The organism is Rhodococcus yunnanensis NBRC 103083, assembly GCF_001895005.1.
In the GTDB taxonomy this organism is placed as follows: Bacteria; Actinomycetota; Actinomycetes; order Mycobacteriales; family Mycobacteriaceae; genus Rhodococcoides; species Rhodococcoides yunnanense.
On record NZ_BCXH01000018.1, the window covers coordinates 100,666 to 117,598 of the forward strand.

The following is a 16,933-nucleotide window of genomic DNA, read 5'->3' on the forward strand; positions in this document are numbered from 1 at the left end:
TTGTCTCTAGGACACCAGGTCGGGGACGGCCCGGACGGCGAACAGTTCGTCGAAACTCGGTAGCGTGCCGAGCTTTCCGCGGTTCTTGGCGTCCTGGTACAGAATCCAGCCGTATGTTGCGGGGCTGTCCGTCGAGCGGACGTTGCGAGCCGTCAGCGCCTGTTTGTAGTCGTCGACGCGTTTTGCGCCGATCAACGCCGCAAGCTGTTCGTCGTCGTAGCCGGCCAGCACATCCTTCGCGTACTGCACGAGTCGCGCGACGAGGGTGAAGTCCTCGGTCAGCACGAGGTTTCGAGCGGCAGCGAGCACGGCAGGGTCGTCGTGCGTGCTCGCCCCCGGTACGCGCGTGAGTGCAATCGAGTTGGCGTAATGCTGGACCGTGTACTGGTTGAGCAGTGCGTAGACCGTAGCGGTATCCGTTTCGCCGTATCCGGGCACCGATCCGCCGAGGACCGGAATGCGTTCGCGCACGCTCAGCTTGTAGGAGCGGACCTGCTGCACGGCCAGTGCCCCGGCGAGTTCGTCGAGCAACTCCTTGCGGCTCTTGGCCCCCAGAATCGCGTCGCTGTCCTGGTACAGCAGCAACGCGCGCGGCATCGCGTACACGAAGTGATGCTGCTCGACCTCCCAGTTCTGCAGCACGCGCGTCGCCGACGCCGAACCGGTCGCCTCGACGTGCCACTCGAGCAGCATCCGCACCGTGAGGTTGTGGATCTCGGCTTGCTCGTCTCCCGCGGTGATCGATCCGAGCAGCACCGAGTCGGCACTGGCACGCAGCGGGAGCAGGCGATTCGGGTCGTACTGGTAGAAGAACCCGCCGCTCATGCCGTTGCAGACGCCCTTGCCGAATCCGCCGAGGTTGAGCACGGCCCCACCGGTCATGTACTCGCACGCGAAATCGCCGACGCCTTCGACGACGGCCGTCGCGCCCGAGTTCCTGACGCCGAAGCGGTCACCGGATTCGCCCTCGACGAAGGCACGTCCACCCGTGGCGCCGAACAGCGCGAAATTGCCGATGAGCACGTTGCCCCCTGCCTCGGGTGATCCGCCACCCGGAGACCGTACGACGACGGATCCGCCGCTCATCGACTTGCCGACGCCGTCGTTGCACGTGCCGGTGTGATCCATCACCATGCCGTCGTTGCAGAACGCCGCGAAAGACAATCCTGCGGCGCCGTACGTGCGAACGTCGACCGTCCGTGGCGCGAGGTACCGCCTGCCGCGATCGTCGGTCAGCACCGACGGCATCGCCTCGGTCTCGGCCACCGGCAGTTCGTGATTGAGCATGCGCTCGATGTCGATCGCCAACTGACCGCCGACGCTCTTGTTCAGATTTCCGAGGTGTGTGTTCTCTCCCGGAACCACGAATTCCTCGCGGCGATCGATGAGCGCACTGCGCACCTCGGCGAGCAGCATGTCGTCGATGCCGTATTCGCGTTCGAGGTACACCGGGTTCTCGACGACGGTGTCCGTGACCACCGTCAGCATCGCCCGCACGTCGAGCGCGCCGACCGTCGCCGGATGAGCCAGCAGGTGCAGCAGATCCACCCGTCCACGAGCCTCCCGCAGCGATGTCATTCCGAGTTCGGCCAGCAGCTCACGGGTTTCGTGTGCGATGTTGAGCAGGTACTGCGCCAGCGATCGCGGATCGCCGTCGAACACCTCGGGATTGGTCGTCAGGCCCGCGGGACATTTGACGTTGCAGTTCTTCGCCATGACGCAGCCCATCATCATGAGGGCGGTCGTACCGAACTCGAAGCTGTCGCCGCCGAGCAGTGCCGAGGTGAGAACGTCACGTCCGGTCTGGTGTGCGCCGGAACATCGGAGAATCACCTTCTGGCGAAGTCCGTTGGCGCACAGTGCCTGATGTACCTCGGACAGACCGATCTCGGCGGCGCGCCCCGCGTACTTGAGGCTGGTGACCGATGCCGCGCCGGTGCCGCCGGTGTTGCCTGCGATGTTGATGACGTCGGCGCCTGCCTTGGCGACACCGACGGCGATCGTGCCGATGCCTTCCGAGGACACGAGTTTGACGATCACGCGGATGCGCGCGGCCTTGCAGTCGTGGATGAGCTGCGCGAGATCCTCGATCGAGTAGGTGTCGTGATGTGGTGGGGGAGAGACGAGTTCGACGCCAGGAGTGCCGCCGCGTGCGGCCGCGATGTCGACGGTGACCTTGGGTGCGGGCAGCTGCCCGCCCTCACCTGGTTTGGCCCCTTGGCCGATCTTGATCTCGATCTCCTCGAGCATCGGATCGGCGAGGTAGCCCGCCCAGATGCCGAAGCGCCCCGACGCGAACTGCTTGATCCTCGACGCGCGAACGGTGCCGTAGCGCGAGATGTGTTCGCCGCCTTCGCCGCTGTTCGACATCGCGCCGACCATGTTGGTACCGTGCGCGACCGCCTCGTGGGCGTTTGCGTTGAGCGCGCCGTGGCTCATCGCGCCCGATGCGAGCAAGGAGGTGATCTCCCGTGCCTGCTGGACGTCCCTGAGCGCGATGCTCGGCGGCGCCGATGTCAACTTCGCGAAGAAGCCGGACGCGGATCCGGAGGTGACGACGCGAAGTCCGTTGTCGGAAGTGTCGGTGCGGATCTGCTCGCCGAACATCAGGGTGAGCGCGTCCCCGAATGCACGGACTCGCATCGCGTCGTGATCACCGATCCGGACGGCGAACGTGTCGGCCGCGACGGTGTGCACCGCGAGTCCGCGTACGAGGATGCTGATGTTTCCGCCGATGTCGAATCGGCCGAGCTCCGCCGCGAACTCCTCCGCCGACGCGCATCGCGTGAGGTCCGCCGGAGTTGCCAGTACGTCTCGGAGCGCGACAGGGCGAGCCGAGCGTTCCTCGTCCAGCGATCGCACGAACGAGCGGTAGTCGGCAGTGATCTCGGCCGCGTCGATCTGTGCTTCGGTGAGTCGATCGAAGCTCGTCGAGGAGTAGGCATGGGCGTCGAGTCCGTACGAGTCGCCGAGTTTGGTGATGGTGAGCAGGCGCAGCGCATCGGTGTGTGCGCGATCGGTCTCGGTCGGGGCGAAGGCGATCTTCTCCTTCGTCAGCTCCACGAAGCCACGAACCGAGGTCGTGCCGAACGAATGCCCGGCGCCGTCTGCGCGCTCCTTGAACAATCCCAGATTCGGCAGGTCCGCTTCGCCGGTCACCGCTCGGGCGTGGGCATGCCAGTGGGCGACGCTGGCTGCGACGGCGGCGAATCCGACCCCGCCCACCGGGGACTTCATGTTGGGGAACCACTGCGACAGAACGGGATCGGATGTGTCCAGAAAGTTCGGTTCGAAGAATTCACCACCGATGTAGCTTTCGACGGTGCACAACCCGACGCGGCCCATCGTCTTCATGAGTGACTTCTCGGCGGCCTTGACGAACTTCGCGAAGGCGACGTCGGGGTCTGCAGCGAACTTCTCCTCCGCCCGCAGGCGAACCGTCGACGGGTGAACGGCGGAAGCACCGAACCCGAGTACGGCGGCGACATGATGCGAGGACGAGATCTGCCCGCTGTCGACGACGAGTGACACTCGCAGTCGGACGCCGGCGTCGATGAGTCGTTGGTTGACGAACGAGACCACAGCGATGGCAGGAAGCGCAGCCCACTCGCGGGTGATGTCGCGATCGCCGAGGATGGCGATGCCCCCTCCGCGCGCGAATCGCACCACCGCGTCGGCGAGCGCGGCCACCGCATCGACCAGAGCACGCTCGTTGGCAGCGCTGTCCGTGTCCACCGATCGGTACAGCATGTCGAAACGCTGTACGGGAGTGACACTCTGCTCGGTAAGGAGCCGCAGATCCGACCTCGACAGGATGGGCGACGGGGCCACGATCTGACGAGAGGGCGGACCACCGACATTCGGTTTCGGGCCGAGCGAGACCCGAAGCGTCATACCGTCCGCTTCGCGGATGCTGTCCAGCGGCGGGTTGGTCACCTGTGCGAATCGCTGTGAGAAGTACTTGGCCATACCGCCTTCGCGGTCGGTCAGTGCGTTGATGGCATTGCCGTAGCCCATCGCGGACACTCGTTCGACCCCGTTGGCGAGCATCGGATCCATCAGGAACTTGAAGCTCTCCTGATCGAGCGAATACGAGACGTAACGCTGGTGGCGTTCCAGGTCACCGGCATACGCGTCGGCGATGTCGTCGGCGGCTGCGGTCAGGTCGTCGAGGCCGACCCGCGCCGTGTTCAGCAGCGCGGCGTAATCACGTTCTGCGGCAATCCTTTCGAATGCTTCACCGGTGGTGTAGGTGTGCTTGTCGCGATGATCGAAGTAGATCATTCCTCCTGCCTCGACGCGTCCGCGGTGGGTGATCGTCTCCGGTGGGAACCGAACCTGTCCTGCTTCGGAGAATGTGCACAGGTAGTCGTTGGTCTCGACTGTGCGCAGCGGGCGCAGGCCGAGCCGGTCGAGACGCGCTCCGATGACGGTGCCGTCGCCGAAGACGAGCGCGGCCGGTCCGTCGTTCTTCTCCTCGTACAGCGAGAAGTACTCGAACATCGCCCGCACCGCGGGAGAGAGTGTGTAGTCGTTCTCCCAGGCCGGGGGCATCATCGAGACGACGGCGGTGACCAGTTCCACGCTGTCCTCGATGACGCGGGCCTGCACGGTCTGGTCGAGTCGACAACTGTCGGACTGGCCCGGCGGGCGAACGATCGCACGGCGCTTGGCACTGGCAACAGCGGCCTCGGCGAGGCGATTCTTCTTGTCGGTGTTGAGTTCTCCGTTGTGAGCCATGAATCGGAACGGCTGCGCCATCGTCGGATGCGGATCGGTGTTGGTGGAGAAGCGAGTATGGAAGAAGATCGTGTGGACGGCGTGGGCTGGATCGACGAGATCGCGGAAGTAGGGCACGACCTCGTCGGAGTTCAAGCGGCCCTTGAGGACCTGCGTGCGAGCGCTCAGCGAGAGCGGGTACAGCCCGGCCAGTTCAGGGGTGGTGAATGCGATCGATTCGATGTGCAGCAGTGCCTCGTGGATCAGCCGGTCGAGTGCAGCGGGCTCGGGGCGCGGCCGGGGCACCTCCCAGATCCACTGACGGATCGAGCGCTGGTATTTCACTGCCGCAGGGCGGATCACGGAGTTGTCGACCGGGACCTCGCGAACGGTCAGCGGCGTGAAGCCGCGGTCGATCATCGCGCGGTGGATCAGTTCGATCGCACGTGAGTGCTGCGACTTGTCGTCGGGCAGAAAGAAATTCCCGACGCAGAAGCGTCCGAGTTCCAGGCTCGGGCGATCGGTGATGCGGCGGAAGAAGTTCACCGACAGGTCGACCGAGACTCCGCCGCCGTCGCCGACGCCCTCGGCGGACATGCCGCCGCGGTGCGGGACCGAGCACAGTGCTTCTCGTGCCTTGATCAGCACATCGTGCGACTGAACACCGTCCTTGCGCGTGATGAAGCCGACTCCACAGCTGTCGGAATCCAGCGACGGATCGTACAAGCCGACCACAGCGTCGTGCATGTGTCCGCCTCCTCCCTGTCCATGCATGCGCGGACGAGAAAGATCGGGCGCACGACTCGACGACGACACATCGGCCGTCAGGGCAGGGCGTCGCTGCTTCGATGAAGCGGCACCCGGAAAGGTCAGACTACTAAGATAAGGCTAGCCTTTGTCAATTCGTCCGAATCCGTGCTGGCAGGGAGGGTGCGACTACGACACTTTCTCCAGGACTTCGATCCCATCGATCTCGGATCGAACCTCGTAGCCCGACGCCAACGCCATCGAGATCGCTTTCTCGTCGCCTGCCTCGTCGGTCGGCCAGCCCGCGGGTACCGCGCGATTGACCACAATCCAGTCAGGAGTCGTCGTGTCGGTCGGTCGCTGCGGAAACACCGAGACGTCGTGTGTTGCGACGAACTGGGGCACGAGATTGTTCGACGCCGCGATCGTCTCGCCCTCCGGGATCGACGACGCGATGTCGGCTGCTTCGATTGCTTGCGGATCGGTATGCCACCCGTCGGCGGTGGCGAGGCGTGCGATCGGGAGGAAGGGTAGAGCCGCGACAGCAAAAACGGCGACCGCCGAGAAGATCGTCCGCTGGCCGCGCTCGGAGATCTGCCCATGACGCCTGCTGCGCGCCACTGCATCGATGAGCGCGGCGAAGACGACGACCATCAGGATCGCGTTGTAGTGGAATATCGGCTTCCAGAAGTTGGAATTGTCGCTGAGGAATCGCCATGCCACCGTGGGCACGGCGACCAGCAGGAGCGGCGACCGGAGCGCGGCGAATGCCGTGACGGCGAGCAGCAGAAACGCGGTGGCCGCTCGGGAATCTCCCGCGACGAGCCCGTGTGCGGTGTCCGCGATTCCCGATCCGATCGGCGGCATCTTCGAGCCCTGGCCGTAGGAGTCGTTGGAACTGAGCAGCGGAATGATCACTTTCACCGCCAGGGCGACCCATCCGAGACCCCAGGCGACGGTCAGCAGGCCGAGCACGCGGGTCCGTCCGGCCGTCCAGAAGGCCACCAGCCCGCCTATCACCGCAACCGTCAGACCCATGTCTTCCTTGACGAAGACCAGAGGCAGGGCCCACAGCAGAGCTGAATGCCACCGCCGATGGCCGAGAGCCACCAGTGACATGGCCAGGAGCGGCATCGCGAAGGCGATCTCGTGGAAATCGAAGTTCAGCGCAGCTTGCACACCCCACGACAGACCGTAGGCAACCGCAACGACCACGCCGACAACCGTCCCGAATTCGCGGACCGCCCAGCGTACGAGTGGGATCGCAGCGGCGGCGAACAGCACTGCCTGCGCGATCAGCAGCGTTTCAGGCGACGGAAACAGGCGGTACACGGGCGCCAGAAGTGCAGTCACAGGCGAGAAGTGATCACCGAGCGTGTTGTAGCCGGTCCCGAGCAGATCCGACGTCGGGGCACGTAGATGAGCGTAGGACGACACCTGTTGCACGAAGATGCCCAGATCGAATCCCGAAGTCCGTAGTTGGCGGTGCCCCATGACCGACAGCGCCGCATACATCGGAGCCAACACCAGAAACGCAGCCGCCGGAACGAGCAGGTCGGCGGTGAGGAGCGGACGCAGACGGTTGCTCGCCGGGTGAATGTGGATCGAGTCGACCGTCGTGAGCTGGGATGCTTCGGTGGCTGTCACAGGAATTGGTGTCTACCGGATCGACATAGGACGAACCTGAGAGCCGCAGGTCGGAGACATCGCACACCCGACCGGCCCGTCGTTGCGCTCGATGCGCGGCGGTATGCCAGTATCGACGCTCGGGAACCCGGATCGATGGGGAGTCGACGGGTCGAAGGGTGCACGAAGGTACGGGCGGGGGCCGAATTTCATGGATTTTTTTCAGATCGTCGTCATCACTATCGTGGCGTTGGCATCGGTAGCAGTGGTCGCAGGATTCGTGGTGATGGTGGTGCGCAGCGAACGGCGGTCGCCGAGCAGGCGCACGAAAACGAGAATCGCGCCTGGCTGGTATCCGGACGCCAGCGACGAGACGCTGCTGCGTTACTTCGACGGGCGGGTGCCGACACGGAAGACGTCGCGGCGAGAACTGACCTAGCGATCGGCCGACACGCGTTTTATCCACGCTGAGTTCAATCATTGCCCACGACTGCGGCGTGGACGATGCTCGAGTCCGGGGGCGAGGGCCGGCCCCGACCGTGACCGCGGTAGAGAATTCGAAGAGGACTCATCAGGATGCACAACACCGATTCGCGACTCGACTTTTCGGCGAGCGTTCCGCGATGACCGCCGGAACCGCACCGTCGACACCGGATTCGGTGTCGTCCGCGGAATTGAACGTGTACGCATCCGTTGCGGATGCAATCGGCAACACGCCACTCGTTCGACTCAATCGCGTGACCGAGGGCATCGAGGCAGCGGTATACGCCAAGCTGGAATTTCTCAATCCCGGCGGAAGCGTCAAGGACCGCGCCGCGCGCGCGATGATCGACGCAGCCGAGCTCAGCGGCGATCTGCGACCGGGTGGAACCGTCGTCGAGGGTACGTCGGGCAACACAGGAATCGGTCTTGCCGTCGTCGCCGCCTCCCGTGGGTACCGCACCATCGTGGTGGTTCCGGACAAGTCGAGCGCCGAGAAGATCTCGTTCCTACGCGCTCACGGCGCCGACGTCCGTGTTACCAAGGGCGCGCTGCCCACCCATCATCCGGACCACGTGCGCAACGTGGCTCGGCGCATCGCCGACGAGATCGACGGCGGTTGGCTTGCAGGGCAGTACGACAATCCCGCGAATCCGGGTGCGCACTACGTGACGACGGGCCCCGAACTGTGGCGCCAGACCCAGGGGCGAATAACACATTTCGTGGCAGGAGTGGGGACCGGTGGCACGATCAGCGGTACCGGAAAGTTTCTCAAGGAGGTGTCGGGAGGCGCCGTACGGGTCATCGGTGCCGATCCGGAAACCTCGAGGTACAGCGGCGGCGACGGCCGTGCCTATTACGTGGAGTCCATCGGTCACTTCGTACATCCGGACAGCGAGGAAGACATCTGGCCCGACTCGTACGACCGGACCGTCGTCGACGAGTTCGTCACCGTCGCCGACCGGGAGTCGATCGACACCGTTCGCTCGCTCGCTCGCACCGAAGGGCTACTCGTCGGCGGATCGGGTGGAACCGCGGTGGCAGCAGCGCTGCGCCATGCCCGGACGCTGCCGCCGGATGCCGTGGTCGTCGTACTCATCCCGGACTCGGGGCGTGCCTACCTGTCGAAGTACTTCGACGACGACTGGGTCGCCCGGCTCGGGTTCGACACACGCACGAGCGGTTCTCGCGTTGTGGAGGATCTGCCGATCGACACACGTGTCCCGTTCGCCGTACCGGCCGATGCCACGGTAGGGGAGGCGTTGGCGCTCCTCGACGGACGAGAAGAACTACCCGTCGTGCTTGCAAGGGCGACACCAGGACCGACAGTGGTCGCCGAAATCACCGGAGCCGTCGAACGGAAGAATCTGCTCGACGCCCTGACGACCGATCCGGTGACGAACCACGTGTCCGCGGCGCTGGCCGTCGTCGGCGCGTTCGAGACCGTCGACGCCGCAGTGTCCAGGGCCGGTGGCGACCGGCGAGCCGTCGTTGTTGCGAGCTCGGGTTCGGTCGTCGGTTCGATCAGCGCGGCCGATCTGCAGGCGGGCGAGTCCTAGGCCGTCAACGGTTTCGTTTGCGGCCCTTCTTCGATCGCGGCTGTGACGACAGGTGGTAGTAGAGGGCATCGTCGGTGTCCTCTACTACCACCCGGACCATGTCCCCGATCTGGAGATAATCGTCGACGCTGATGCGATCCTTGGCGCCGATGACCGCCTTGACCGACCTGGCAGGGATGAGTCCGCGCCGACCGTCGGGTCCCACGGCGAGTGCATACCGCGGCCCTGTCCTGGTCACGCGAGCCGAGATGATCTCGGAATCCTTCGGTACCGGTGTCGGCTGTACGACAGCGTCTTTGGAATCCGCCGTCTGCGAGTCGAGTTGCGCCGCGAGCTCGTCGGCCATGAGATCGACCTGCAGAAGCAACTCCGCCATCTGCCGTGCCTGGTTCTCGTGCTGCTTCGACGGCTTGAGTGCTTCACCCGGCTTGTACATGTCCTCGTGGGTGAGCTCGCCCCACGCGTCCTGCAGTCTGGTCTTGACCTGCACCTCCACTTTGACGTCGAGATCGCCTTGATGTGTTGCGACCCGGACCAGCAGGACTGCGTGATAGGCGCGGTATCCACTCGGCTTGGGGAACTCGACGTAGTTCATCGGGTCCTTGGCGAATCGAACCGAACACTCCGGGTCGTTACATGCGCTCTCCAGTGCGTCGACGAAGGCGTGGAAATCTCGCGGGCTCTTGCACAGAACCTTGATTCCGATCAGGTCGCTGAGCGCGTCGACGACATCGTCCACATCACTCGGTTCGTCGATGCGACCCTCTGCGATCCTGCGGCGTAGTTTGTCGGCGGCTCGGACCGGGTCCTTGATACGGGCGGTCTGTGCGTTGAGGCGATCCCGGTCGACATTGTCGAGAATTTCGTCGGCGATGGTTTCGAGAAAGTTCTGGGCGGTGACCAATGCGGCCTGCCACGCACGGCCGCGCTGCAGATACAGCTCGTCGACGAGATCGTCGATCGATGTCGAGGCTGTCATCGTGATGGCTCCCATGATTGCGAAACTTACGACACAGAAGGCTAACGCAGCACCTCCCGGATCAGCGTCATCGAAACCGTGCACGGCGCGGGAGGGTGGCCCCCACGCGGCGGCATCGAGATCGATCCAGCCGTATACATACCTCGAACCAGCGCACTATTCTCGTGGGCATGACGGCCACGGTTGCTGAGGGTGACGCGTTCGTTGCGCAGTTCGACCCCTATCGGCGGGAATTGCTCGCGCATTGTTATCGAATGACGGGGTCGATCCACGACGCCGAAGATCTCGTGCAGGAGACCTACATCCGGGCGTGGCGTGGATACAGCAAGTTCGAGGGCAGGTCCTCGATGCGGACGTGGCTGTACCGGATCGCCACCAACACGTGCCTGACAGCGTTGGAGGGCAAGTCCAAGCGTCCGTTGCCCACCGGTCTCGGCGCTCCCAGCTCCGATCCGACCGACGATCTCGTCGAGCGTCACGAGATCGCCTGGTTGGAACCGATCGCCGACTCGGAAATATCCGAGTCCGGTGATCCTGCCAACATCGTGGTCGGCCGCGAGTCGATCCGGCTCGCTTTTGTCGCAGCACTGCAACATCTTTCGGCGCGGCAACGCGCTGCGTTGCTGATGCGCGAGGTGCTTCAGTGGAAGGCCTCCGAAGTCGCCGAGGCACTCGCGACGACCACCACGGCCGTCAACTCTCTTCTTCAGCGTGCACGTGCACAGCTGGAGGAGATCGCGCCGACCGAGGACGGTGTCATCGAACCGGACTCGGCGCAGACACAGGAGTTGCTGAAGAAGTACGTCGACAGTTTCGAGAACTACGACATCGCCCAGTTGGTGGAGCTGTTCACCCAGGACGCAGTCTGGGAAATGCCGCCCTTCGCCGGGTGGTACCAGGGCGGCGAGAACATCGGAACCCTCATCCGCGGAAACTGTCCGGCGAAGCGCGCAGGCGACATGCGAATGGTCGCCACCTCCGCCAACGGCCAACCGGCCTACGGGCTGTACATGCGGGACCCCTCGGGTGTCCACCGTGCGTTTCAGCTACACGTCGTCGACATCCGCGAAGGCAAGGTCTCGCATGTTGCGTGCTTTTTCGATCTGAGTCTGTTCGAGCGGTTCGGACTGCCCGACCACTTGTGAACAGAGGCGGGTTCGGCACGCGCCCCCGATCCCGCCCTGTCACCGAACTGCTCTGTCGCCGTCACTGCGACGGCGGTACCGCAGCGGGATCCATCCACATGACCTCCCAGACGTGGTGGTCGAGGTCACGGAACGCGCGGCCGTACATGAAGCCGTGATCCTGCGCCTCCATCCAGGTCGATCCACCTGCGTCGATGGCCGAGTCGACGAGTGAATCGACCTCGGCGCGGCTGTGGGCCGAGATACACATCAGGACCTCGCGCGACTGCGTGGTGTCCGAGATGCTGTCGGATATGAAGTCCTTGAACCGTGCTTCCGACAGGAACATGACCGTCGATTGATCGTTGACCACCATCGATACACAGTTCTCGTCGCTGAAGATTTCGTTGAACTCGAATCCGAGACCGCTGAAGAAGCTCTTGGTTGCGGTGACGTCCTTGACCGGCATGTTGGCGAACAGCATTCGGGACATTGTGTGTACTCCTAGTTTCGGGTGTCGTAGTCCACGGTGGACGAGCTTCGTGAATATGGACACTGGCGAATTCGCAAATTCATCGCAATTCCGGCAGCCGATTTCCTCCGCGTTCGGTGGGGAAGTCCACCTGTAGCAAGATGGGAGAACGGGGACGGGCTGACAGCCGAGTCCCCGTTTGTTCGTCGAAGAGGAGAATTCATGGATTTGGGACTGTCGGGTAAAGCGTTCGTCGTCACGGGCGGGACCGAGGGGCTCGGGTTGGCCAGCGCCCGCGAGCTCCTCCGCGAGGGAGCAAAGGTGACGGTATCGTCCCGCTCTCAGGACAAGGTCGACGACGCCGTGACCGAACTCGGCGCCCACCGGCCCAATGCCGTGCACGGTATGGCAGCAGACAACGGGCATCCTGCGTCCGCAGAGTTGGTCGTCGACTCGGCACTTGCGCACTGGGGAAAGCTCGACGGGCTCGTGGTCAGCGTCGGAGGGCCTCCGCCCGGAACGGCGCTCGAAGCCACGGACGAGGACTGGCGTGGTTATTTCGACTCGGTGTTTCTCGGTGCGGTCCGTCTGGCGCGAGCGGCTGCCGCGAAGATGACCGAAGGGAGTGCCATCGTGTTCGTTCTGTCGAGCTCGGTGAAAAGTCCACTGACGGGACTCGGCATCTCGAACGGACTCCGACCAGGGTTGGCAATGGTCGCCAAGGACATGGCCGACGAGCTGGGCCCCCGCGGCATTCGTGTGGTCAGCGTGCTTCCCGGACGATTCGACACCGCGCGGGGAAGCGCGGTGAGCGGGGACTCCGTCGCCAGTATTCCGTTGGGACGGATCGGCGATCCCGAGGAGTTCGGCCGCACCGTCGCGTTCGTGGCCTCGCCCGCGGCCTCGTACATCACCGGTTCGACCGTGACGGTCGACGGGGGATCACTCCGCGCGCTCTGAGTGCAGGCGCGAGCTCTCCGAGTGCAGGGCGGGGGATCACTCCGCACGCCACACAGCCCCGAAACTGCGGCAAGCGCGTTTCGGGGCTGTGGAGTAAAGGGCTGTGGGGTAAAGGAAGGAGAGGGACGTAACTTCTCTAGCGGGTCACCGAGGCGATACGCGAGAGCATCCGCGTCAGTACCGAGCCATCGGTGCCGAGGTCGTCGAACGAGGTGCTGTTCTCGGTTGCACCTTGGGTGGCCTCAGCCAATTTGCGCACCAGCACGGTGCGAAGTTCGATCGCGCCCAGGATGTCGGCGTCGAGTGCCGCGACCTGCTCGTCGAGCTGGTCGATCTCTACCGCGTCCGGCTGTACTTCGTCGGCGCTTGTAGCGAGTGAATCGATCTGCAAAGTCACATCGTCTCCTTTTGTTCGCGTCCTGAGGAATGATTCGCTTCGCCCCTCGGAACTGTTACATGCTCGTTCTATGTGTCAACGATGTTTCGTGGCCTCCACCCAACATGCCCACTAGTACGGCCTGGGCCAACCTTCGGCGGGTGTGATGCTGCCAACATTCGAGACCCGTTCGTCCCTTTGTCGGCGCCATCGATCGTCAACGCAGCCGGCATCACCGTTGTTCCCCTGATGCTGTAGTCGTACAGGCCGCACATAAGTCATTCGGAGCTGCGGACTGCGCGTACTGCCGCGGGTTCGAATACTTGATTCGATTGCGTGTTCGCGAAGACATATAGGTCGACGAGAACACCACTGGCGCGAGCCGAGTGCAGTTCCAGAGCACTCGGATCGCGCCAGTGTCCGACGGTGTCGGCGTATCAGGGACCATGCAGCTCGTGTGAGCTACGCGGGTCGTGCGGTGACGGAATCAGCCGCGAGCGGCTTTCAGATGATCGGCCGACACGGCCTTCAAATGCGTGAGGTCGGATGCGACCGTTGCCAGCGTGTATCCCTCGGACAGACGCTTCGCGGCCACATCACCCGACGGAGTGTGTATGCCTGCGGCGATTCCGGCTGACGCAGCGGCTTTCTGCACGCGCACGAGAGCAGCCTCGAACTCCTCGTCGACGGACGTGTCGTTGGGAGAGGCTCCGCCGACGGCCAAGCGCAGATCGGAGGGCCCGACGTAGATGCCGTCCAAGCCCGGTACCGCGCAGATCTTCTCGACGTTCGCCAGGCCCTGCGGTGTCTCGATCATTGCAAGGACCACCGTGTCGCGATTCGCGTCGGACGGAAGTGGCCCGACACGGAGCTGCGAGCGCATCGGTCCGTAGGACCTGATGCCGGCAGGGGGATAGGTCGCAGCGGATACGGCGGCGGCTGCGTCGTCGGCAGTATCGACGAGCGGGACGATCACCCCGGCCGCGCCGGCGTCGAGCGCGCGGCCGATGACGGTGGCGTTGTTCGCCTCCACGCGTACGAGGCCGGCAGGCCCGTGGGCGGAATCGATCGCGGTGAGACCGGCGAGCATTCCCGAGTACCCGATCAGGCCGTGCTGCAGATCCAGGGCGATGTAGTCCCACCCGACGTGGGCGAGCCACTCGGTCGAGACCGGGCTGTCGATGACGGACCAGTAACCGAGGATCCGCTCCCGGTTACGGACGCGGGCGGCGAATTCCTGTGCAGACATTGTGAGATACGGCCTTTCAGCGGTTGTAGTTCGGCATCGGGCCGCGCAACGCGGAACCGATCTCGTCGCAGGCATCGACGATCTCGGCATCGAGAGCGCCTCTGCCGATGGCAGCGATATTGGCGTGCAGGTGTTCGACCTTCGATCCGCCCAGGAGAAGCGGCCCCGTTGCGGGCTTGGACACCAGCCAGCGCAGTGCGAGTTCGGTCAACGGCAGGCCTGCGTCGTCGGCGATACGCGTGAGCTGAGCGATGGCGTCGAAAATAGCTGTGTTCCAGTACCGTTCACGATACATCGCCGCGAGGCGCGAATCGCCGAACCGGCCGTCGGTCGGCTCGGCTTCGAGGGAGTGCCGACCGGTCAACAGGCCGCCACCGAGAGGGTTGTACACCATCGTGATCAGGCCGGTGACGTCGGCGAACTCGACGTACTCCTCTTCGATACGGCGAGCAAGGAGGTTGTAGAGCTGCTGCGCGACGATCGGTCTCGGGGCGCCCACTGCGTCGGCGACATGGTTCGCCTCGGCGATCTGCCACGCCGCGAAGTTCGAGACTCCGAGGGCACGGATCTTGCCTTCCTTCACCAAGTCCGCGACGGTGCTCAGTGTGTCCGCTATGGGCGTCGCGCGATCGGGCTGGTGCAGGTAGAACAGGTCGACGTGGTCGGTCTTCAGTCGCGCGAGGCTTGCCTCGAGGCTGAGCCGCAATCCAGTGGGAGAGAGCGGGCTGTTGTCGCCTGCATCGGGATTCGGCATCCCGGCCTTCGTCGCGAGGGTCACCTTGTCGCGCCGCGTCGCGAGGAGATCCGCGAGGATGCGTTCCGACTCGCCGCCCGCGTACCCGTTGGCGGTGTCGATGTGGGTGATTCCGGCGTCGAGGGCCGCGTCGACCATCTCGGCCGAGGCTGCGGCGTCGACGGTATCGCCGAACGTCATCGTGCCCAGCACGAGGGGAGAGATGTCGAGCGAGGTCATGCAGTAACTCCTACTGGTGTCTGGGATAGTCGCGAAACGACATGGCGCGGTTTGATTCCCACCATAGTGGTGGGATCGAGCGCGGCTGCCCGCAATGCCCGAGTGTACGGCTCCTTGGGCCGCGCGAGCACGTCGTCGGTCTCGCCGCCTTCGACGATGCGGCCTTTGCTCATGACGACGACGGTTTCGCTGATCTCGCGGACGACGCCGAGGTTGTGCGAGATGAAGACGTACGTAAGGCCCGTGTCCTGCTGGATCTCACGCAGTAGATCGAGAACCTGTGCCTGCACCGACACGTCCAGTGCACTCGTCGCCTCATCGCACACCAGAATCTCGGGGCCCGCGGCGAGAGCACGCGCGATACCGATTCGTTGGCGCTGACCACCGGAGAACTCGACCGGCCGTCGGTTCAGCGCAGAGCTGGGAAGTCCGACCCGATCGATGAGCTTCGCAGCCTTCTTCGCGCGCTCGGACTTGCTACGGATTCCTTTGAGCCGCAGCGGCTCCCCGACGATGTCGACGGCCGTGAGGTGCGGGTCGAGAGAACCGTACGGATCCTGGAAGACCATCTGCACGCGAGATCTGAACGGCCGCAATGCTTTCTCCGACAGCTGGGAGATGTCGGTTCCGTCGACGACGATTCTTCCGGACGTCGGAGTCAGGAGCCTGACGATCGATTTCGCGATGGTCGACTTGCCGCAACCCGATTCGCCGACGACGGCGAGCGTCTTGCCCTTGTCCACCGAGAAGCTGACCGAGTCGACGGCCCTGAAGACACCGTCCGCGACGGGGTACTCGACGACGAGGCTCTCGACCGACAACAGTGGGTTGCTCATACCGCGAACTCGACTTTCTGTGTGGGTAGCGGGGATTCGTTCCACGAACCGAGGTGGGGGATGGCGTCGAGCAGCTTCTTGGTGTACGGATTCTTCGGTGCCGTGACGAGTTCCTCGGCGCCGCCGTTCTCGACGAATTCCCCGTTCTTCATGACGTAGATGCGGTCGGACACCAGGCGTGCGACACCCAGGTCGTGGGTGATCACCAGCATGCCGATGCCTGTGCGTTCCTGAAGTTCGAGCAGCAGGTCGAGGATGCTGGCCTGCACGGTCACATCGAGCGCGCTCGTCGGTTCGTCGGCGACGATCAGTTCCGGGCTGGAAGCGAGCGCGCTCGCGATCAGTACTCGTTGGAGCATGCCGCCCGACATCTGGTGCGGGTACTTCTCCAGCTGGCTCTTCGGGTCGGGGATACGTACCTGATCGAGCAGTTCGAGGCATCGAGCGGTCTGCTTGGCCTTGCCGGACACACCGCTGTGCCGTACTGCCTCGCGCAACTGGCTGCCGATCGTGTGAACCGGACTGAGGGCCGTCATCGGATCCTGCGGAATCAACGCGATGTCGCGTCCACGAATCTTGCGGAGCTGCTTGTCCTTACCGAGAATCTCCGTGTCCTTGAAGGTCACGGATCCGGACAGCACGGCGAGGTCGTCGGGAAGCAATCCGAGGATGCCCATGGCCGTCGTCGACTTGCCGGAGCCGGACTCACCGATGATGGTGACGGTCTCGCCGGCGTCGATGCAGAACGAGACACCGTCGACTGCCCGGATGACACCTTTGTCGGTGACGAGTTCGATCTGAAGCTCGTCGACCTTCAGCAGGTTTCCCATGTC

General features: G+C 64.1%; 13 protein-coding genes. 4 read left to right on the forward strand and 9 right to left on the reverse strand.

Annotated elements, in window-relative coordinates:
* Nucleotides 1–6: 6 nt before the first annotated feature.
* Entirely contained in the window at nucleotides 7–5,466 is a 5,460-nt protein-coding gene (locus RY1_RS23750; protein ID WP_072806549.1) for a glutamate synthase-related protein, read from the reverse strand.
* A 189-nt stretch (nucleotides 5,467–5,655) separates the two neighbouring features.
* A complete protein-coding gene (locus RY1_RS23755) occupies nucleotides 5,656–7,113 on the reverse strand; it encodes a DUF2079 domain-containing protein (protein ID WP_072806509.1) in 1,458 nt (485 codons plus the stop codon).
* Between the two features lie 190 nt (nucleotides 7,114–7,303).
* Between RY1_RS23755 and RY1_RS23760 the strand changes: the two genes are divergently transcribed.
* Nucleotides 7,304–7,531, forward strand: a complete 228-nt coding sequence (locus RY1_RS23760) for a DUF2510 domain-containing protein (RefSeq protein ID WP_072806550.1) — start codon at nucleotides 7,304–7,306, stop codon at nucleotides 7,529–7,531.
* Between the two features lie 184 nt (nucleotides 7,532–7,715).
* Nucleotides 7,716–9,131: a PLP-dependent cysteine synthase family protein gene (locus RY1_RS23765; RefSeq protein ID WP_072806551.1), complete on the forward strand. Its 1,416-nt coding sequence runs from the start codon at nucleotides 7,716–7,718 to the stop codon at nucleotides 9,129–9,131.
* A 4-nt stretch (nucleotides 9,132–9,135) separates the two neighbouring features.
* Here RY1_RS23765 and RY1_RS23770 read toward each other — a convergent pair whose 3' ends face one another.
* The gene (locus RY1_RS23770) at nucleotides 9,136–10,110 is read right to left on the reverse strand and encodes a RelA/SpoT-related domain-containing protein (RefSeq protein ID WP_072806552.1); all 975 of its coding nucleotides are present in this window, start codon (nucleotides 10,108–10,110) and stop codon (nucleotides 9,136–9,138) included.
* A gap of 170 nt (nucleotides 10,111–10,280) precedes the next feature.
* Here RY1_RS23770 and RY1_RS23775 point away from each other — a divergent pair, with 170 nt between their 5' ends.
* On the forward strand, nucleotides 10,281–11,255 hold the full coding sequence (locus RY1_RS23775) for a sigma-70 family RNA polymerase sigma factor (RefSeq protein ID WP_072806510.1): 975 nt from the start codon (nucleotides 10,281–10,283) through the stop codon (nucleotides 11,253–11,255).
* 61 nt (nucleotides 11,256–11,316) lie between these two features.
* Here RY1_RS23775 and RY1_RS23780 read toward each other — a convergent pair whose 3' ends face one another.
* Complete coding sequence (locus RY1_RS23780) at nucleotides 11,317–11,727, reverse strand: VOC family protein (protein WP_072806511.1); 411 nt, start codon at nucleotides 11,725–11,727, stop codon at nucleotides 11,317–11,319.
* Between the two features lie 201 nt (nucleotides 11,728–11,928).
* On the opposite strand from RY1_RS23780, the gene RY1_RS23785 reads away from it, so the two are divergent.
* Nucleotides 11,929–12,666: an SDR family oxidoreductase gene (locus RY1_RS23785; RefSeq protein WP_072806512.1), complete on the forward strand. Its 738-nt coding sequence runs from the start codon at nucleotides 11,929–11,931 to the stop codon at nucleotides 12,664–12,666.
* Between the two features lie 136 nt (nucleotides 12,667–12,802).
* On the opposite strand, the gene RY1_RS23790 is transcribed toward RY1_RS23785, so the two are convergent.
* The 5 genes from RY1_RS23790 to RY1_RS23810 form a co-directional block, all read right to left on the reverse strand.
* Nucleotides 12,803–13,063: a hypothetical protein gene (locus RY1_RS23790; RefSeq protein ID WP_072806513.1), complete on the reverse strand. Its 261-nt coding sequence runs from the start codon at nucleotides 13,061–13,063 to the stop codon at nucleotides 12,803–12,805.
* 466 nt (nucleotides 13,064–13,529) lie between these two features.
* Nucleotides 13,530–14,291: an HpcH/HpaI aldolase family protein gene (locus RY1_RS23795; protein WP_072806514.1), complete on the reverse strand. Its 762-nt coding sequence runs from the start codon at nucleotides 14,289–14,291 to the stop codon at nucleotides 13,530–13,532.
* 16 nt (nucleotides 14,292–14,307) lie between these two features.
* Nucleotides 14,308–15,264, reverse strand: coding sequence for an aldo/keto reductase (locus RY1_RS23800; RefSeq protein WP_072806515.1), 957 nt, complete (start codon nucleotides 15,262–15,264; stop codon nucleotides 14,308–14,310).
* Nucleotides 15,261–16,100: an ATP-binding cassette domain-containing protein gene (locus tag RY1_RS23805; protein ID WP_072806516.1), complete on the reverse strand. Its 840-nt coding sequence runs from the start codon at nucleotides 16,098–16,100 to the stop codon at nucleotides 15,261–15,263. The genes RY1_RS23800 and RY1_RS23805 overlap by 4 nt, the downstream gene beginning before the upstream one ends.
* The gene (locus RY1_RS23810) at nucleotides 16,097–16,930 is read right to left on the reverse strand and encodes an ABC transporter ATP-binding protein (RefSeq protein ID WP_072806517.1); all 834 of its coding nucleotides are present in this window, start codon (nucleotides 16,928–16,930) and stop codon (nucleotides 16,097–16,099) included. The genes RY1_RS23805 and RY1_RS23810 overlap by 4 nt, the downstream gene beginning before the upstream one ends.
* Nucleotides 16,931–16,933: the final 3 nt, after the last annotated feature.